This window comes from Thermophilibacter provencensis (genome assembly GCF_900128445.1).
GTDB lineage: Bacteria > Actinomycetota > Coriobacteriia > Coriobacteriales > Atopobiaceae > Thermophilibacter > Thermophilibacter provencensis.
Window position 1 is genome coordinate 734114 of sequence record NZ_LT671417.1, and the last position, 18176, is coordinate 752289.

Sequence of the window (18176 nt, forward strand, 5' to 3'; positions counted from 1 at the left end):
GCTAGACCGTCCTCAATTCGATCTCACAGCCCATGCGCTCGCCGGCGTGCTTGAAGATCTGCACGGCGTTGAGCTTGAGGGTGTCGTCGAGGACGGAATCGAGGATAAGAACGCGCCTGGGCTCCATGTCGGCGATGGCCTCGAGCGCCTCAATGGTGAGGCCTCGGGACATGCAGCAGACGAGCTCGTCGCAAGCGACAGACCAGATGGGATAGCCCGCGGCTTCAGACTTCTCGACGGGCAGCGTGAGCTCGAGGCCCCATTTGAGCATCATCTCGAAGACGATATCCATATCGGAGCGATCGGGCTTGACCACGTCGAAGAGGAGCTGACCGGGCTCGGGCTTCTCAATGCCGGACTCATCGAGCTCGAACACACGGAAGCCGATGTCGGGAAGCTGCTTGGGTCCCTCGCCAAGCTTGAGTTGACGGTTGGATTCCTCGAGCTCGGTTTTGATTTTGTCGCCTGCGCGGCGAATGCGTCCTTCGCCTATGTCGCAGAGAGTCTCATACCCGTCCTTGTAGGCGTCGCGTTTCGGGTCACAAGGCTCTGGAAGCTGGACAAGGATAAACTGATAGCGATCATCTTTTCCAAGCTCCTGCAGGAACATGGCATGGGCGGTCGATGCTGAGCCTGAGAAAAAATCAAGCACAATATCACCCGTGCTTAGATGCTCATGTACGGTAAGGAAGCAAGCAACCGAAAACAAGAGATAGACCGCCAGCACTACACTATTCCGAACCAAAGACCAAAAGATAAGCATTGTGGGAAAATCTAAACTTTTGGATTTTCCTACAATGCCAACTACGGCGGAATCCCTCCCACTCCTTATATCTTTCTGTATACATTGAATTTGTATTTAGTAAAATGCAGACAACACCACGGATCGGCTTTTGGTTGGACAATTCCAACCAAACACCACAGCAGACAGCAGAAAACATTCTGAACGCTAGGAAGCCGGTATGATTGTTACATATAAGGGGAAGAAAAATTTCTTTTAGGTACTTGCTTTCCTAAAACTGATGTGATACAATGATTTAAACCAGAAAAGGAGTAAAAAATATGCGGCAAGGTATTCTTAAATAAAATTTGATAATGGGCGCAAAAATGATTGCCCCTTGCAGGGGCTTAGTTTTTGTACCCAATTTAAGAATACTTTTGCCTTTTTAGTAAATATCGTGACGGACAGCGGCTCATGTAAGCCGTCATACTTCTGTTTGTCCGAAGTCATGATCCCCAGCGGTAAAAGTATTAGCCGCTGGGGATTTTTGCGCCCATTTGGGCCTTGTATGGAGGATAGACATGAACATTATCAATATCGGGATTCTTGCCCATGTAGACGCTGGAAAGACAACCTTGACGGAGAGCCTGCTATATGCCAGCGGAGCCATTTCAGAACCGGGGAGCGTCGAAAAAGGGACAACGAGGACGGACACCATGCTTTTGGAGCGGCAGCGTGGGATTACCATTCAAGCGGCAGTCACTTCCTTCCAGTGGCACAGATGTAAAGTCAACATTGTGGATACGCCCGGCCACATGGATTTTTTGGCGGAGGTGTACCGCTCTTTGGCTGTTTTAGATGGGGCCATCTTGGTGATCTCCGCTAAAGATGGTGTGCAGGCCCAGACCCGTATTCTGTTCCATGCCCTGCGGAAAATGGACATTCCCACCGTTATCTTTATCAATAAGATCGACCAGGCTGGCGTTGATTTGCAGGGCGTGTATCAGTCTGTTCGGGATAAGCTCTCCGCCGATATTATCATCAAGCAGACGGTGTCGCTGTCCCCGGAAATAGTCCTGGAGGAAAATACCGACATAGAAGCATGGGATGCGGTCATCGAAAATAACGATGAATTATTGGAAAAGTATATCGCAGGAGAACCAATCAGCCGGGAAGAACTTGCGCAGGAGGAACAGCGGCGGGTTCAAGACGCCTCCCTGTTCCCGGTCTATCATGGCAGCGCCAAAAAGGGCCTTGGCATTCAACCGTTGATGGATGCGGTGACAGGGCTGTTCCAACCGATTGGGGAACAGGGGAGCGACGCCCTATGCGGCAGCGTTTTCAAGGTGGAGTATACAGATTGTGGCCAGCGGCTCATCTATTTGCGGCTATACAGCGGAACGCTGCGCCTGCGGGATACGGTGGCTCTGGCCGGGAGAGAAAAGCTGAAAATCACAGAGATGCGTATTCCATCCAAAGGGGAAATTGTTCGGACAGACACCGCTTATCCGGGTGAAATTGTTATCCTTCCCAGCGACAGCGTGAGGTTAAACGATGTATTAGGGGACCCAACCCGGCTCCCTCGTAAAAGGTGGCGTGAGGACCCCCTCCCCATGCTGCGGACGTCGATTGCGCCGAAAACGGCAGCGCAAAGAGAACGGCTGCTGGACGCTCTTACGCAACTTGCGGATACTGACCCGCTTTTGCGCTGCGAGGTGGATTCCATCACCCATGAGATCATTCTTTCTTTTTTGGGCCGGGTGCAGTTGGAGGTTGTTTCCGCTTTGCTGTCGGAAAAATACAAGCTTGAAACAGTGGTAAAGGAACCCGCCGTCATTTATATGGAGCGGCCGCTCAAAGCAGCCAGCCACACCATCCATATCGAGGTGCCGCCCAACCCGTTTTGGGCATCCATCGGACTGTCTGTTACACCACTCCCGCTTGGCTCCGGTGTACAATACGAGAGCCGGGTTTCGCTGGGATACTTGAACCAGAGTTTTCAAAACGCTGTCAGGGATGGTATCCGTTACGGGCTGGAGCAGGGCTTGTTCGGCTGGAACGTAACGGACTGTAAGATTTGCTTTGAATACGGGCTTTATTACAGTCCGGTCAGCACGCCGGCGGACTTCCGCTCATTGGCCCCGATTGTATTGGAACAGGCATTGAAGGAATCAGGGACGCAACTGCTGGAACCTTATCTCTCCTTCACCCTCTATGCGCCCCGGGAATATCTTTCCAGGGCTTATCATGATGCACCGAAATACTGTGCCACCATCGAAACGGTCCAGGTAAAAAAGGATGAAGTTGTCTTTACTGGCGAGATTCCCGCCCGCTGTATACAGGCATACCGTACTGATCTGGCCTTTTACACCAACGGGCAGAGCGTATGCCTTACAGAACTGAAAGGGTATCAGGCCGCTGTCGGCAAGCCAGTCATCCAGCCCCGCCGTCCAAACAGCCGCCTGGACAAGGTGCGCCATATGTTTCAGAAGGTAATGTAAAGATACCTACCGTCAACGCCGAGAAATTTATGGGCATTGTCCGCAAGCACCTTGCCTTTGAAGAACTGCCCCCCACTCTCTTGCGGGAAATGATCGAGAAAATTGTGGTGCATGAGTGCAGCTATGATGAGAACGGCACCCGCAGGCAGGACATTGAGATTTATTACAGCTTTGTCGGCAAGATTGACTTGCCCGAATAACCGCCCGACCTATCCGACACAATGGCCAAGTGTCGGATAGGAACGGCAAAATTTTTTGCACTTCTATTGCTTCTTTATCACACATAAGCAAACGGACGTGTCGCGCAGCACCGTAGCCGTTCCGCGCAACGAAAAGCCTCACCGCCAGCGATCTCGTGCGCACATCGGCCGCAAGCGGCACGGGAGAGGCCGTCCCGATTAGGGTAGCGGCGCCGCGACTCGGAAACGCGCCTCCGTCCTCCACGCGACGTCCCGACGTAACCCTCGCGAGCGCCCCGGCAACCGCCGACGGGCCGCATCCCATGCCCGGAGGGTCTCGGCGCCCATGGCCGGTTCCATGCCGCACGCCTCCGCCCCTCCGACCCGAAACCCGCCCCGGCGCTCCTTGGACGCGCAGGGTCGCACGCCGGCAGGCGGCCCGCAAGGGCCGCGACACTTTTTCGGGTTCTTCGCCCCATGCGCTGCGCGCGCGAACAACGCGAAAAACTGACGTCGGGAGATTTCTACAACCACGTCCGACTTCGCTTCCTCCCTTGCCGGCACGCCCGCGCTGCATGCGACTCACGCGACGCAAGGCACGCCACAGGGGCGGGCCTCAGAGTCTAAGGAGCAAGACATGAACGACATGAAGGAAAAGGCGATGGGCGCGGTCAAGGCCTTCCTCGAGCGCAAGGGCTACGAGATCGTCGACGAGGCCTGGCAGGGGCCCGAGGGTATCGGCGGGATCGACCTCGTGGCGGTGGACGAGGACGGGACCCTGGTGTTCGTCGACGCCACGGCCCGGATCGGGACGGACGGCTTCCCCGAGGCCCACAGGGCGCGCGGGCTGCGCGAGGCGCTGGCGGCGACGTGGCTCGCCGGCAACGGCGACGACTACGCCGACACCCCGGTCCGCTTCGACGAGGTGGCGATGATGGTCGTCAAGGAGAACCGCGCGCTCCTGCGCCACCACGTCAACTGCTTCGGCGAGATGGAGCCGCTCTCCTAGGCGGCGCGCCCGGCCCCGGGCTCCCGGGGCCGGGTTTCCCCGAAACTCGGCCCCTGTACCACGAAAGCGTACATATCCGTACGTTTTCGTGGTACACTCCGCTTGTCGGACAAATCCGTACGATTTTGTCCCGACGCTCCGAGACTCGGGGCGCGCCGGACCGGATGCGGCGAGGCGCGCCCCACGCTAGAGAGGACGCGACCCATGCGCACGATAGCCATTTCCAACTACAAGGGCGGCGTCGGCAAGACGACGACCGCCGTGAACCTGGCGGCCATCTTCGCCGCCCGGGGCCTTCGGACCCTGCTCGTCGACCTCGACCCGCAGGCGTCGGCCACCGACTTCTTCGGCCTCTACGACCGGGCCGCCTCCGAGCGGCGCACATCGGTCGAGCTGCTCTACGGCGGCGCGCCCGTGGAGGAGATCGCCTACGCCGCCGGGGAGAACCTCGACGTGGTGGCCTCGACCATCGACCTCGTCGACCAGAACGAGATGCTCCTGCGCGAGCAGCGCCTCAAGTTCGCGCTCGACGACGCCTCGGGCTCCTACGACGTCTGCCTCATCGACTGCAGCCCCGTGATGCGCAGGCTCGCCTTCAACGCCTACCTCGCCGCCGCGGAGGGCGGCATGGTCGTCATCCCCGTGAAGCTCGACTCCACCGTGATGCGCGGCACGGCGCTCACCGTGGAGGCGACGCGCTCAATCGCGGACGCCCTGCGCATGCCCACGCCCAGATGGAAGATACTGCGCACCTGCGTGCCCGGCCGCATGACCAACGCCGAGACCACGGGCGCGGCCGTGCTCGACGGGTTCTTCCCAGACGAGCAGTTCGAGACGGTCATACACGCGAGCAGCAAGGTCTGCGAGGGCAGCTGGCAGTGGAAGCCGGTGGCCGCCTTCGAGCCGGGGAGCCGCCCCGCGCGCGACTACGAGGCCCTCGCCGACGAGGTGTACCGTGAGCTCGCCTAGCCAGGTGGCCGCGGGATTCACCATCACGGGGCTCCTCGACGGCGCGTCCCGCACCCGCGGGCGCTACCCGGTGTCCGAGATAGCGGTGGCCGACATCGCCGACCACCCGGCGAACGCCGCCTACTCCATGGACCCAACGGGGATAGCCGAGCTCGCCGAGTCCATACGCGAGGACGGCCTCACCGACCTGCCGCTCGTGCGCAAGGTCGGCGACGGCTCGTGGCAGATGGTCTCCGGGCACCGGCGCAAGGCCGCCTACGCGCTGCTCGCCAAGGACGACCCCGCCTACGAGAAGATGCCCTGCCGCGTGATAGAGGGCATCGACGACGAGCGGGCGGTGACGCTGCTCCACGCCGCGAACTACTTCACCCGCGCGCTCACCGTGACCGAGCGCGCCGCAGCGACCGAGGCGCTCAGGGGCGACGCCGTGCGCCTGCGCTCCGAGGACCCGTCGCTTTCCGGCATGCGCGTCGACGACGTGAAGGCCGCCATCATCGAGCGGCAGACGGGCCGCAAGGTCTCCGGCAAGACCATCGCGCGCGAGGAGAGGCTGGCCCGCAGGATCGCCGAGGACCTCTCGCCCGAGTGGGCCGCCGAGGCCGACCGCGGCAACCTCAGCGCCGAGGCGGTGCGCTCGCTCGCGGGCATGCCGAAGGAGCGCCAGGCGGAGATGCACGCCGCGATGGAGCCCTGGCGGCGCACCAAGCGGGAGCTCTCCGACTACGTGAGGAGCGAGGGGAAGGCGCAGGCCGGCCCCGACGGGCGCATCGCGAAGGCCGCTAGGCTCGTCGCCGACTTCCTGGAGAGCCCGCCCGAGAGCCCGAGCGCGGCCGACCTCACGCTGCTGCGGGAGATGGCGCTCATGACCGCCCCGTACGCGGATGCGGGCATCGATGTCCGAAAGCGTCGCAGAAGGGCCTCAGGCCCGAAATCCAGCAAGTAGCCTATGGCGTCCGACATCGCGTCGGGCGTCCATAGCACTTGGGGACCGGGCGGCCTCGGACCCGTCATGCCGCGGGCCGTTGGGGAGCCCGCTTGCGCGAGGCCCGGTCCCAGAGGCGGCGCCCGAGCCGGGCCGCCGCCTGCGGGGGATCCCCCGCGCCCCTAGAGAGACGCGCCCGCCGCGCGGCGGGCCCGAGGAAAGGAATCCGCAATGGAAGAGAGCACCGGCGGCGCCGGGGGCAAAGAGCGCCGCGTCACGTTCCGCATGGAGGGAGGCGACTACGACGCGCTCTGCGAGCGGTGCGAGCGCGCGGGCCTAAGCAAGTCGGAGTACCTGCGCTACCTCGTGCGCATACCGCTGTCGACGGAGGCCAACGCGGGAGACGAGCACCGCATACTCGTGGACCGCAGGGCCCTGTGGGCGATGTCGCGCGAGCTCACGAAGTGGGGCTACCACTACAACCAGGCGGTGCACGCGATGAACCTCATCAACTTCCACGCGCGCCACGGGCACGTCGACCGCGACCTCGTCGCGGATAGCATCCCGACGATCGAGCGCGAGCTCGCCGACGTGAACGCCGCGGCCCGCGAGATGGCGGCGGAGCTCGGTCGCATCGGCGCCGACTCGCTCGTGGAGGGCTCGCCATGCCGATCCTGAAGCCGATAAGCGGCCACGGCTCGACCGGAGGCATCCGCCGCTACCTCGAGAAGGGAGGCCGCGCCCTCGCGCGCGACCTGTTCAACCTGAGCTACGACGAGCGCGACGCCGGAGCGCTGGGAGACGGCGCCAAGGAGGCCTGCGCCTGGGACGCCGAGATGGACGCCACGCGCGCCGCGTTCGGCACGGACGCCCCCTGGAGGGGAAAGCCCGCGCGCACGTTCAAGCACTTCGTGCTCTCGCCGGACCCCGGCGACGACATCGACCTGGGAGCGCTGCGCGAGCTCGCGTGCTCGTGGGCGCTCAAGCACTTCGGCGACCACGAGATCGCCATCGTCTACCACGACGACAACGCCCGCGGCATACCGCACGCGCACATCGTCGTGAACAACGCGAACCTCCGCACCGGCTACCGCATGCAGACCCAGCATCCAGAGGACCTCAACCGCGACCTGCAGGACATGGCTCGCGAGCGCGGGCTGTCGGGTCTCTCCAACGACCGGGCGCCAGAATCGCCGTCGAAGGCGCGAGGGCGCGCCGGCGCGGGCGGGCCCAGGAGTCGCAGGAGCGTCTACCTGGGCCGTGCCGAGAAGGAGATCATGCGCTCTGGCGGCTACTCGTGGGTCGGCGACATCCGCGCCCGCGTCGCGCTCGCCAAGACCACGGCGCGCGACGAGGCGGAGTTCCTCGGCATCCTCGACGCCCTGGGCGTGCACGTCGCCGACAACTCGGCCAAGGCGAGGCGGGACGACTGGGTGTTCAGCCTGGCAGAGGAGCCGTCCAAGAAGGTCAGCGGCGAGCGCCTGGGGTTCGTCTACGGCAAGGAGATGCTCCGCCGGCGGTTCGAGCGCGAAGGCGCCTACCGCCCCACGGACGCGAGCACCGCGCGCATCCGCGAGGCCGCCGAGCGGGCCCTCGAGCTCAACGACCTCTCGGAGCTGAGCAGGCTCTCCTCGGCGCTCGAGACCTGCGCGAAGTTCGACGTCGAGTCGATCGAGGAGTTCGGTCTCAGGATGGCGACGCTCGAGCGCCGCGGCCAGGCGGGCGGCGAGGGGTACCGCCGCCTCGAGGCTGCGCGAGCCTACATAGCGGAGAACGGCCTCATGCCCCTCAAGACCCGCTACGGGAACGGCGACAAGCGCGGCGAAGCCGGCGACAACCAGCGCGGCAGCCGGCATGAGGACGAGCAGCAGCGCATCCTCGCCGCCGAGCGGCAGCGGGCCCAGCAGGACCAGCGCAGGGAGAGGGGCCGGAGATGATGGTGAGGATAGAGTACGAGGGCGGCAGGACGACGCTGTTCGACACGCTCTCGTTCACGGAGGGGTCGCCGTTCTCCGGCGCGAACATGCTCACGGAGTTCGAGCTCGAGATGCGTGAGGTGCCCGAGAAGGGGCTTTGGCTCACGGCGAACTGGCACCAGGTGCGCGACGACTGGCGCGCCGACGCGCCCGCGGACGGCATCCCGGCCGCACGCAGGTCCCGCGGATGGCGCTTCATGCTTGCCTCGGAGGCCGAGCTCGGGCGAGCCCGGCGCGTCCTGCTCGACGGCGACGAGGCGTTCGCCCGGGTGCGGGGATACCTGTGCGACGCGGCCGCGATCGGCGCCTGCTACCGCGAGCACGTGGGTCCTCCCTCAAAACCGCTGAAGTCGCAGATAAAGGAGCTGCAGCGCGCGCTGGGGAGGGCGGAGGTCCCGGGCGTGCCCGACGAGCTGGCGAGGCTGCTCGCGCAAGAGAAGGAAGAGGGCGCCGAGGATGGTGCCCGCAAGGTCAAGGAAGATTGGGGTGACGTCGATGAAGAGGCTTGGTAGGTTCCTCAAGGCGGCGCTTAAGGTCACGCTGGGCTTTTTCGTCTGGCTGTTCCGCGCCGTGTTCAAGTGGGTGATGTAGTAAGAGGCGGGCAATTGCCCGCCTCTTTGTCTTTCCTAATCTGTCTGATCGTCGATGAGCCAGCAGTCGGTCCCATCAGTGAGCAGCGTCCTGGCTGACCGGGATACCGCCGCGATGCGTTGGATTTTGCCTTTTCGATCTTCGGCCTCGGACCTCAGCTTCGACTCTCCGGAGCGTAGGCTCGCGCGCATCTCAACCTTAGCTTCGAGGAGTTGCTCTTTTGCAGCGGCTCTGGGGGTCTGAGAGACCAGCCTCTTGAGGGCGTTTCCCTGGGCTCCGCGAGGAAGCGCGATGGGCGTCCCTTTCATGCCCCCGATCTTCATCTCCATGAGCGCTGCGAGGACCTGCCTCTTTTTCAGAAAGCCCTGAGATTTGTCCAGGATCCGCTGTTCTTCGATGAGGGCGCTGCGGTCGTCCATGCTGCCGTCGTAGTACATGCGCGTCATGGCGAGCGCCGACAGGGCCTGGAGGCACCCCCCCCTTCGAGGCCTTTTGTCTCCATTCTGGGAATATATCCTGCTCATTTAGGGTTATTCGCGCTGAAAGATTTTGACTAGCTTGGTGTCCTTTATTTCGTAAATAATGTCTGCGACGTTCTCGACCAGCCTCTTATCGTGGGAGACGAACACTATCGTTCCGGCATAGGCGCTCATCATCTGCTCGAGGGCTTCGGCGCTCTTGATGTCCAGGTAATTTCCAGGCTCGTCCATGAGCAAGATGTTGTATCTGCCCAGCAGCATCTTCGCGAGCAGCAGCTTGATGACTTCGCCTCCCGAGAGAACGCCAACGTCCTTTGCCAGGTCACGCGGTCCGATTCCCATAGAGGCGAGGACGCTTCGGATTTCGGTCATGCTGTACTCGCAACCATCCTGCATGAACGAGATCGCAGACTGACGGGCGTCGAACTTGTAGCCTGTTTGCTCGAAGTAACCGATCTCTGCCTTGGGAGAGATGTTGATACCGTCGGCGCGTCGAGCGATTGCCTTCAGCAAGCTGGTCTTTCCTGTACCGTTGCCACCGGTGATGGCCACTTTGGCACCGAGCGGTATCTCGAATTTCGCGTGGTCATAGAGCATGCAGTTGCCGAAGCTCAAGCTGAAATCGTCTGCCGAGATGGGAAATTTACTATGCAGTTCCAGGGCCTTGCTCTGGCGGAACCGCACGGTGCGAATGCTGTCGGGGGCCTCAATCCCTTCGAGCGCTTCGAGGCGCTTCTCCATGTCCTTAGCCGCCTGGTACATCCTCTTCTGTTTGGTGCCGGTTGCTTTCTGATGCCCCAATCGACCTGCATACTCGTTGCTTTTCTTTGCGCCCTTCTGCTTGGCGTCGACCTGCCGTGCTTTTTTCCGTTGTTTTTCGATGGCGGCTTCAAGGCGCTCGCGCTCGCGCATCGCCTCTTCGTATCGAGCCGCCTGAACTTTGCGCTCTTCTTCTTTCTGTCGCAGATAGTCGGTGTAGTCACCCCAGAATTCGGAAATACCGCCGTCTTTGAGCTCCCAGATCTTGTCCACTACCTGATCGAGAAAATAACGGTCATGGCTCACAATGAGAAGGGCTCCATCAAATGCCTTGAGTTGTCCGACGAGAAGGCTGATGCCGTCTTGGTCGAGGTGGCTCGTAGGCTCATCAGCAAAGATCGCGCTTGCATGCTGGGAGAGCGCAGAGGCAATCTTGGCGCGCGTCTCCTCTCCGCCGCTCATCGTCTCCTGCGCCACTCCGGCGACGTTGAGACGGGAGAGCATCTCACCACTGTCCTGAGCCGCATCAAGGTCGAGTTCATCGAGTTGGCCGATGAGGGCAATGCTGCCGAAGCGCCTGACGTCGGCGTCCGCAATGGTAAGATTGCCGCTCAGAATTTTAAGCAGGCTGGTTTTGCCTGCGCCATTGTCTCCCACCAAGCCGATGCGATCGTAGGAGTAGATTTCCAACTCTTCGATATCCAGGATATCGCGGCCGGCATATTCCAAAAAGATGTCTTTAGCTTTGACTATGAGTTCCATAGGTTGAACCGCCTTTTGTGTATTAGCCTTTTACTGGAAGCGCAGCCATGCCAAAAAAGATTGCTCACGTCGATTTTTCGCCTTTGCCCAATTGCCGGCGCGAGCGTTTTGACCTTGCGCAAGCCGGCAAATCCGAAAATGATAGTTGGCGACGAATAAGGAGCGCGATGTGGGATGTCGGTGCAATACCTCGTCGTCGCAAGGGCTTGAAGGCTGACGCGTGAACCGATGGCTGCTGCCTCTTTTTTTCGAATACTTGGGCTATTGAATCCGCCCGGTATCTCTTTTCCCCACGTTTCGGACGCTCGGAGCAAGCAGCATAGCCATCGCAAGCAGTACCATGGTCGCTCCAGAGCCGACGAACCATAACGGAGCTCCAAGCAGATCCGCAAAAACGGAGGGAGCTGCGAGGCCCATGGGCATGGCCCAAGCCATGATGGTTCCGTAGAGGCCGAAAACGCGGCCTAGGTACTCAGGAGGTATCTGCTCCTGCATAAGGGCAGTCTGGGTTCCCGCGTACAACGGGGAGCATGCGCCCATAAGAAAGCTCACCGGCAGGAAAGCAGCGAAGAATGACGGGCCGAGCGATCCGGATACGATTGCGGCAATGCCGAAGCCGGCAATCGCAGCGACCATGGTGAACGACCTATTGCGGAACCCTCCCGTAACCGCCAAGATACCGGACCCAGCCAGCATGCCTGCAGAAAAAAGGATTTCCACCAAAGCGGCATCCCCCGTGCTACCGCCAAAATGCCCCAAGGTCATTATTGGGAACAATGCCGCGAGCGGAGAGAACGCGAAAGCGAAGACGAACCCGCACCAAAGAAGGGCGAACAGCCCCCTGTACCCCCTAATCAGCTTGTAGCCGTCCGAAATCTCAGAGAAGAGCTCTCGAACCTTATTGGAAAAGGACAAGCTGCGGTCGGCTTCGTCGAGGCCCCCTGCGTCTATCTGTGCGGCGAGGACGGCTAAAGAAGCGAAAAGCGCTCCCAGCACGTCGAGGACAATCATAGCGGTAATGCCCGCCACGGGATAAATCACTGCTGCAAGCGCGGCGCCAAGAATGTATCCGCCGGACTGAATCGCCTGAGTCACCCCCGATAGGCGAACGAGATGCTCCGGTGGGGCGAGATGGGGCGTGAGAGATTGGGAGGCTGGCGTGTAGAACGAAGTACCAACTGCACGGAGAAACAAGGCGATGAGAATTAGCCATGCAGGTAAGCTGCCGGCCAACGAGGCAATCACCAAGGCGGCACCCACCGCGGCAATGAAGAGGTCGGCGCCGATGAGGACACGTTTCAAAGGCAGTCTGTCGACAAGGGCGCCCGCAAGGATTCCGAACAAAGCAATCGGCAGAAAGCCTGCCAGCGATGCTAAGGAGAGGAGAGAAGACGACCCTGTCGTGAGGGCGAGATGCCAAATAAGACCCATTTGGAGAATCGAACTCGTCAATGTCGAAACGAGCTCCCCGCCCCATACGAAACAAAGCTTGAATTGCCATGAATGGCACAGCAGAGCAGACCTGCCCCGAGAGGTTTCAAATATCATGGTTATGTCCAATCGTGAAATGGCGTGCAGAAAAACAGCGCGACGCCACAACAGCGCCGCTTTCTAGGCGCTCATCCACGTGCGGAAAAGACCAACCACGACACCCCTCCTTTGTTAATTCGGTCTGGCAAACCATGTAATATTAACGAGGCTTGAGTTTGCCTGTCAAGAATCGACCATCGGAAAGGGCAATCCTCTCTGGCCATTCGATTCCTTTTGTATCTATGGCTGCATTTACGTTATGTGGTTATTTATTTCGTTAGAATTCCCAAGCAAAACGCTTTTATGCACCATGTCTGCGCAAGCGAGAAAAGCCATTTCTAAGCCTCGGTCCACGAAAATGTCAACTTGGCTTTTCATTGAGCCGATACTTCCAACACCGCTGAAAACGAACCAAACGCGTAGCTCTTGCGTGTCCGCAACTCGCACCATCAAAGTATGCAAGCATCCTGATGAGCAGGATAGCCTCTGATCGTCTGTATCTCAATTCGGAACAAAGATCCTGGGAAAAAGGGGATGCGGCGCCGAACGCGAACAATGTGTGTACGCTGTCGAGAAATGAGGCGCGCGCCGAGAAACCGGTGGTCCATACTCCACGCCGCACCCCCAACTGAGCCTCGTAGGATTGGACCTCTTTAAGCAACGGTTCGAGGTCTTTTTCGCGCTCAGCGGCGTCCCTGGCCTTGTCTTCGATGCCGGCGAGTTGCTCGGTAATCCAATCGATTACCTGACCGACGTCGTTGTACCTGCCCTCGATCTCGTTTCTTGCCGCCTGTCGTGCCTCGGCGGGCTTTTGGAGGTAATCGTCATGAAGGGCTGCGTAGGTCCTAGCGATGTCCAGGGCGTTTTTGACCTTCGCCCTCTGGTCGCCGGCGATCATGGAGGCGATCGATTCCAGCTTGGCGTCGATGCACTGGAGGCTGTCGCTGATTTCGGTCATGTACGCCTGACCGACAACCATCGCCGCTGCGGCAAGGCCGACGCTGGCGATCTGTGCGGGGCTGACCCCAGCGGCTTTGAGGGAGACGTCGCCGCTCAGGCGACCTTTCGGGTCTCGGACGAGGGCCCTTACCGCTTCCGGATCCTTCTTCGAGGCGACGAGGTCCTTAAAGCTGTAGCCTTCGGGAACCTCGACTTTGTAGAGCTGTTTTCCTCGACGAGGTCTATGACGTCCGAGGCGAGGCCGAGAATGGCGTCCGCCCGCTCTCCGATGCCGACGTTGTTCTCTTTGCCCGCATCGGCGTTCGCGACGAGCCTGATGTTCTCCAAGTCCTCGACGGGAACGACCTCGACGCTGATTGGCGCAAGTTCTTTGTCGCTCATGCTCTTAGCGCCTATCTCGCCTCATCGGAACGCGCCAGGACGTCCCATTTGTTGTACGAGCCCTCGGCCTGAAGATCCCTGACGAGGGCCTCATAGCGGGTCTCGAGGTCTTTCTCCTCACACGGGAAGAGCAGAATCATCATTGGTCTTTTGAACTTGAAGTCAGCGTAGACGTCGATGTTGCCGAAACCGCAAAGCTGTGTGTATATGCTGAAGCCCATGGATTTGCCGCAACCGACATAGACGTCCTCGTAGGCGGAAGGGTCTTTCTCTCGTGCCGATTTCATCGTGACGACGGCGTAGCAGCCGGCGATCGCCATGTACCCATCGCTGAGGTCGGCTTCGCTGGAGACGTTGTTCTCGAAGTTCTCGAAGAAATCTTTTGCGGAGATCGGCGGAAGCGAGCTTGCCACGGCCTTCTTGCGGGATGCCTCGAGTGACTTTTGCTGCTCCTTCTTGTCTTTGATTGCCCGACCCTTTGAAAGGAATGAGTCCCTGGCTTCTCCCAGGCTATCTGCCGCCTGCTTCCCCCTTTGCTGCCCCCAGTCGATCAGAGCGGGCCCGTATTTGTTCACAGCGGGCTCAACGAAGGGCAGAACGTCTTTTCCGATGTCGATGGCCCTTTTGACGTCTTGCAGCTTAATCTTTCCCAATTGCGTACCTCTATTCATGGACAACCGGAAGCTTATCGAGAAGCAGCCGGCAGCGTCTTGTTTCTATCAAGTGCGTAAATTATCTCACCACATGCAAGACCCCTTGCCGAGATATAGCGGCAAGGGGTCGAAGGGCCATATTCGGTTGTAGTTTCGATCTGCAAGTCCTAGTCTCGGTCGTCGTCGCCGGTTGCGCAGCAGGCGTAGGCCGTGAGCGTGAGGAGCCCCATGAGGGGCCCTATTCCGAAGGGCGCGAATCCCATGTTTCCACCTCCTTCGCGTAGACCACGGTGCGGGAGTTGCTCGTCTGGTAGCTGCACGTCACGAAGGCCCAGGCATGCGCGATGTCCGCCGAATCTTCCAGGACGACCTCGCACTGGGACAATTTGTCCCCGAGGTAGGCGTCGAGCTCCGCAGCGCCGGCGAAGTCGGTCCGCTTGCCCTCTGAGCTCGCGTCGACCACGTCAGCCGCGAAGACCTCGAGCTCGATCGCATTCTCGCGGGTGTAGACCCGGATGGTGCGGTGCCCCTCGGCGAAACCGCGCGACGAGTATTGCGCGAGCGGCGCGAACATAGTGCCGTCGGACATGTGGTGCCCGTAGACGATGACGAGCGGGCTCTCGGCGCCCTGCGCGCACCCGGCGTCGATGTAGGGAGCGCCCCACGCTGATCTTTCGCCGCCGGCGTCGTGCGTGAGGTAGAAGTCGGGCGATTCGGGCCGGCCCTGGACGATCGGGTAGTCGACGGTCGTGCCCGGCACGTGCACCCAAGCGACGACGGAGGCGGGAAGGGCGTCCCAGTCGATGCCGCCTCCCGTCTCTTGAGCCTCCATTGCCGCATCCTTTTCCGCAGCAGGCGCCTCGTGCACCCCGTACGGGTTCCTCTCGGGCAGCGGCAGGACGGCGAGCGCCGCCAGCGCCAGCAACGCCACGGCAATGGCGAGTGCCGTGGCGGCTTTCCCTTTGTTCATGTCCTCCCCCGTTCGCAGGGGAGGCCCCGGGCGGGCGCCCAGGGCCTCCGGTTCGGTATCGATGCGGCGCCGCTACTCTTCCGGCTCTTCGGCAGGCTCTTCGGCTGCCGCGTCCTTGCTTGCGCCGGCCGTCTTGCGCTTGCGGTACGCGAGCACTCCGCCCGCGCCCGCCGCAGCTGCCAGAGCGATGCCTGCGGCCACGGCGTAGCCGGTGGCGTCGGGGGCGTCGGCCCCGGTCTTGGCGTAGGGCTCCTCGGGCACCTCGGGCGTGTCGGGGTTGTCCACGACGACGCTCTGCTCGGCGGAGTCGATGTCCTCGTGGGTCGCAACGACGTTGCCGGCGGAGTCCAGGACCTTCTCGAAGACGACGAGCTCGTCTCCCTCGGCCAGGCCCTCGGTGTCGAACTCGAAGGTCACCTCGACGGTGCCGGAGGGCGCCTCTGGCTCGAAGGGCGTGCGCGCGGTCACCTCGTTGCCGTCCTTGTCGAGGAACGGCTCTCCGGTGCCCTTGTCCATGAGCGTGCCCACGGCGATGTAGGTCTCGCCGGGGACGAGGCCCTTGTAGGCCACCGTGTCGACGACCTTTGCCTTGCCGGCCTCGATGACCTGGTCGCCGTCGGCGGCGTCGGCCGCCTGGGTGCCCACCTCGACGGCGACGTGGACGGTCTGGCCCTCGTCGGAGAGGTCCGCGTGCGACGCCACCTCGGCGCCGTCCTTGCGAAGGCTCTCGAACACGACCAGGTCGCGGCCGCCGAGCAGGCTCGCGTCGAAGGAGATCTCTACGTCCTGGCTGCCCGTCGAGAGCGCGGGCGCGAACTCGGCCTTGGCCCCCACGGGCTTGCCCGAGGCATCGGTCACGGGCTCGCCGGTCGCCTTGTCGACGAGGGTTGCCGAGAGCTCGTACTCCTCGCCGGCCTTCAGCCCCTCGTAGGCCACCGCGTCGACGACCTTGGCCTCGGCGTCGGCCGAGACGTCCTTGTCGCCGTCCGCCCCGTCCTTTGCTGTGGTGGAGATGCGCGGGCCCTCCTGGTCGTCAAGGCCCATCCACACGGCCTTGGCCACCGTCGAGTCGCGCTCGATCCAGAAGCTCCTGGTGATGAGCTCGAGGCCCTCGTTGGCCTCGCAGCGCAGCTCGGTCATGGTGTAGGCGCCGTACGGCAGTGCCGCCAGCGAGTCGTCGACCGGCGCCGAGGAGCCGTCCTCGCCGAGCGAGAACCAGATGCCGGCCTTCGGGTCCATGTCGGCGGCAGCAATCGGGCCCTCATGGCCGAGCAGGGCGTCGTTGGCGTTGGTGTCCCTCGAGTGCCTGTTCCAGCTGCTCGCGGTGGACGCGTCGCCGTTGCGGTCCGTCACCAGCACGTGCGTCTCGCCGGTGGCCGCGTTCTCGATGGCGAACGGGACCATGAGGCCGGCGTTGTCGGTCTCGCTCTTCTTGGAGAGCTCGAGGTCGTTGCGCACCACCTGGTCGCGGAACTCGAGCGCGGCGCCGTCCGCGGAGGCGCTCACGATCTCGCCGCCGGTGCGGACCTCGAAGGTGCGGGGCTCGCCGTCGGTCAGTAGGTAGCTCCCGTTCGTCGCCGTCTCCCGCACGTCGTAGGTTCCGTACGGCAGTGCGTCGGCCGCGGTCTGCGCGGTGTAGGCGCCGGCCTCGTCGTTCCATGCGGTGGTCAGCGTGGCCACGGCTTCGCCCGGCTCGTGCCATTCGCCGTCAACGAGGACCTTGTGCGCCGAGCGGTTCGTGACGGTGAACTCGATCCCGTCGAGGCCGGGGTGCTCGCCAGGCGCCTCCTTGTGGCCGCTGCCCGCGAGCGCCTCGGACGCCTGCAGCTCCTTGTCGGACTTGGTCACCTGCACGCCGCCGCGGAAGACCTCGTCGGTCACGGGGTCGCCCGTGAGGTCGCGCACCTCGCCGGCCTTCACGGTGAACGCGACGGAGGCGTCGCTGGCGTCGTAGCCCTCGGGCGCTCCGGACTCGACGATGCGATAATTGCCTGCGGGAAGTGCGTCGGCGCCGGTCGCGGCGACGTGCGATCCGTTCTCGGGCGCGGTCTTGATCGTGGCGCAGACCTCTCCGTCGGCGTAGTACTTGCCGCCGACCAGCACGTACCGGCCGGTCTCGTTAACGACGGAGAAGCTCGCGCCGTCGAGCGAGGCGTCGCCCTGGGGCTCTGCGCCCGCCTCGGAGTCCTCTTTGGCGACCTTGACGCCGCCTGCGGACCAGCTGAAGCTCACGAGCGTCTGTGAGCCGCCGCCGGTCCTGACGCAGAACGCCTCGAACCCGGCGGAGACCCTGCCGGCGCCCGCCTTCATCTTGGCGAAGGTCCCGCCGATCAGCTCGGATTTCGCCCAGGAGGCGAACTCGGCGCTCGTGCCGTGCGTGGCAGCCGACTCGGACCCAGAGTAGGCGTAGGCGATGAGCACGTGGCTCGCCGCGGCGTACTTCGCGTCGTCCCAGCCGCCGCCGTCGTACCAGCTGCCCGGGAACATCGACGCGTCGAAGCCGGGAGAGCCGAACGAGTACCAGATCGCCGCTGTCACGTCGCCGCTCGGCACGGGGCTCGTCGAGTAGGAGCCCGGCGCGGGCGTCGGGGACGAGGGCTCGGCGCAGTAGGCGATGTTCCCGTCGGCGCTCATCCACGTGGTGGCGAAGCCGCCGTAGGGGATCTTGCCGCCGATGGACACGTCTACCGTGCTCGGCGCGGCGTAGGCGGGCGAGGCCGCCACGGAGGCGAGCAGCGCCCCCGCCGCCAGGATGAGCGCCATGGCGCATCGGAGGAGCTTTTCCTGCAGGGTGCAGTCTTTCGCTGCGTTCAT

At 62.2% G+C, this 18176-nt stretch carries 17 protein-coding genes; 8 read left to right on the top strand and 9 right to left on the bottom strand.

Annotated elements, in window-relative coordinates; translation table 11 throughout:
* Position 1 precedes the first annotated feature (1 nt).
* Positions 2-727, bottom strand: a complete 726-nt coding sequence (locus BQ7391_RS03310; protein WP_200799569.1) for a hypothetical protein — start codon at positions 725-727, stop codon at positions 2-4.
* A 575-nt stretch (positions 728-1302) separates the two neighbouring features.
* Between BQ7391_RS03310 and tet(W) the strand changes: the two genes are divergently transcribed.
* From tet(W) to BQ7391_RS03355, 8 genes are all read left to right on the top strand, one after another.
* Positions 1303-3222: a tetracycline resistance ribosomal protection protein Tet(W) gene (tet(W), locus tag BQ7391_RS03320; protein WP_075279296.1), complete on the top strand. Its 1920-nt coding sequence runs from the start codon at positions 1303-1305 to the stop codon at positions 3220-3222.
* Complete coding sequence (locus tag BQ7391_RS12815; RefSeq protein WP_456243285.1) at positions 3108-3422, top strand: DUF4368 domain-containing protein; 315 nt, start codon at positions 3108-3110, stop codon at positions 3420-3422. Before tet(W) ends, BQ7391_RS12815 begins: the two co-directional genes overlap by 115 nt.
* Before the next feature lie 616 nt (positions 3423-4038).
* Entirely contained in the window at positions 4039-4410 is a 372-nt protein-coding gene (locus BQ7391_RS03330; protein ID WP_075279297.1) for a YraN family protein, read from the top strand.
* 204 nt (positions 4411-4614) lie between these two features.
* Positions 4615-5379 carry a ParA family protein gene (locus BQ7391_RS03335; RefSeq protein WP_075279298.1) on the top strand — a complete coding sequence of 255 codons (765 nt, stop codon included), beginning with the start codon at positions 4615-4617 and terminating at the stop codon, positions 5377-5379.
* Positions 5366-6322, top strand: a complete 957-nt coding sequence (locus BQ7391_RS03340) for a ParB/RepB/Spo0J family partition protein (RefSeq protein WP_075279299.1) — start codon at positions 5366-5368, stop codon at positions 6320-6322. The genes BQ7391_RS03335 and BQ7391_RS03340 overlap by 14 nt, the downstream gene beginning before the upstream one ends.
* Before the next feature lie 210 nt (positions 6323-6532).
* Positions 6533-6979 carry a CopG family transcriptional regulator gene (locus BQ7391_RS03345; protein WP_075279300.1) on the top strand — a complete coding sequence of 149 codons (447 nt, stop codon included), beginning with the start codon at positions 6533-6535 and terminating at the stop codon, positions 6977-6979.
* Positions 6967-8238 carry a relaxase/mobilization nuclease domain-containing protein gene (locus BQ7391_RS03350; protein ID WP_075279301.1) on the top strand — a complete coding sequence of 424 codons (1272 nt, stop codon included), beginning with the start codon at positions 6967-6969 and terminating at the stop codon, positions 8236-8238. The genes BQ7391_RS03345 and BQ7391_RS03350 overlap by 13 nt, the downstream gene beginning before the upstream one ends.
* Positions 8235-8789 carry a hypothetical protein gene (locus BQ7391_RS03355; protein ID WP_075279302.1) on the top strand — a complete coding sequence of 185 codons (555 nt, stop codon included), beginning with the start codon at positions 8235-8237 and terminating at the stop codon, positions 8787-8789. Before BQ7391_RS03350 ends, BQ7391_RS03355 begins: the two co-directional genes overlap by 4 nt.
* A gap of 114 nt (positions 8790-8903) precedes the next feature.
* Here the strand turns inward: BQ7391_RS03355 and BQ7391_RS03360 are convergent, their stop codons facing one another.
* The 8 genes from BQ7391_RS03360 to BQ7391_RS03390 all read right to left on the bottom strand — a co-directional run bounded on the left by BQ7391_RS03360 (position 8904) and on the right by BQ7391_RS03390 (position 18176).
* Positions 8904-9314, bottom strand: coding sequence for a hypothetical protein (locus tag BQ7391_RS03360; RefSeq protein ID WP_199408239.1), 411 nt, complete (start codon positions 9312-9314; stop codon positions 8904-8906).
* An 84-nt stretch (positions 9315-9398) separates the two neighbouring features.
* A complete protein-coding gene (abc-f, locus tag BQ7391_RS03365) occupies positions 9399-10868 on the bottom strand; it encodes a ribosomal protection-like ABC-F family protein (protein WP_075279303.1) in 1470 nt (489 codons plus the stop codon).
* A gap of 261 nt (positions 10869-11129) precedes the next feature.
* The gene (locus tag BQ7391_RS03370; protein WP_075279304.1) at positions 11130-12416 is read right to left on the bottom strand and encodes an MFS transporter; all 1287 of its coding nucleotides are present in this window, start codon (positions 12414-12416) and stop codon (positions 11130-11132) included.
* A 343-nt stretch (positions 12417-12759) separates the two neighbouring features.
* Positions 12760-13356: a hypothetical protein gene (locus tag BQ7391_RS12460; protein WP_199408227.1), complete on the bottom strand. Its 597-nt coding sequence runs from the start codon at positions 13354-13356 to the stop codon at positions 12760-12762.
* 128 nt (positions 13357-13484) lie between these two features.
* Complete coding sequence (locus BQ7391_RS12465) at positions 13485-13739, bottom strand: hypothetical protein (protein ID WP_197736875.1); 255 nt, start codon at positions 13737-13739, stop codon at positions 13485-13487.
* A gap of 11 nt (positions 13740-13750) precedes the next feature.
* Positions 13751-14392, bottom strand: coding sequence for a hypothetical protein (locus tag BQ7391_RS03380; protein ID WP_199408229.1), 642 nt, complete (start codon positions 14390-14392; stop codon positions 13751-13753).
* Between the two features lie 238 nt (positions 14393-14630).
* A complete protein-coding gene (locus BQ7391_RS03385) occupies positions 14631-15362 on the bottom strand; it encodes a class B sortase (RefSeq protein WP_075279305.1) in 732 nt (243 codons plus the stop codon).
* Positions 15363-15434: 72 nt separating this feature from the next.
* A complete protein-coding gene (locus tag BQ7391_RS03390; protein ID WP_075279306.1) occupies positions 15435-18176 on the bottom strand; it encodes a VaFE repeat-containing surface-anchored protein in 2742 nt (913 codons plus the stop codon).

Coding starts and splice junctions, on each gene's coding strand:
- BQ7391_RS12815 (WP_456243285.1), top strand. CDS start 3,108: ATGCCTTACAGAACTGAAAGGGTATCAGGCCGCTGTCGGCAAGCCAGT.
- BQ7391_RS03330 (WP_075279297.1), top strand. CDS start 4,039: ATGAACGACATGAAGGAAAAGGCGATGGGCGCGGTCAAGGCCTTCCTC.
- BQ7391_RS03335 (WP_075279298.1), top strand. CDS start 4,615: ATGCGCACGATAGCCATTTCCAACTACAAGGGCGGCGTCGGCAAGACG.
- BQ7391_RS03345 (WP_075279300.1), top strand. CDS start 6,533: ATGGAAGAGAGCACCGGCGGCGCCGGGGGCAAAGAGCGCCGCGTCACG.
- BQ7391_RS03350 (WP_075279301.1), top strand. CDS start 6,967: ATGCCGATCCTGAAGCCGATAAGCGGCCACGGCTCGACCGGAGGCATC.
- BQ7391_RS03355 (WP_075279302.1), top strand. CDS start 8,235: ATGATGGTGAGGATAGAGTACGAGGGCGGCAGGACGACGCTGTTCGAC.
- BQ7391_RS03360 (WP_199408239.1), bottom strand. CDS start 9,314: ATGACGCGCATGTACTACGACGGCAGCATGGACGACCGCAGCGCCCTC.
- abc-f (WP_075279303.1), bottom strand. CDS start 10,868: ATGGAACTCATAGTCAAAGCTAAAGACATCTTTTTGGAATATGCCGGC.
- BQ7391_RS03370 (WP_075279304.1), bottom strand. CDS start 12,416: ATGATATTTGAAACCTCTCGGGGCAGGTCTGCTCTGCTGTGCCATTCA.
- BQ7391_RS12460 (WP_199408227.1), bottom strand. CDS start 13,356: ATGACCGAAATCAGCGACAGCCTCCAGTGCATCGACGCCAAGCTGGAA.
- BQ7391_RS12465 (WP_197736875.1), bottom strand. CDS start 13,739: ATGAGCGACAAAGAACTTGCGCCAATCAGCGTCGAGGTCGTTCCCGTC.
- BQ7391_RS03385 (WP_075279305.1), bottom strand. CDS start 15,362: ATGAACAAAGGGAAAGCCGCCACGGCACTCGCCATTGCCGTGGCGTTG.
- BQ7391_RS03390 (WP_075279306.1), bottom strand. CDS start 18,176: ATGAACGCAGCGAAAGACTGCACCCTGCAGGAAAAGCTCCTCCGATGC.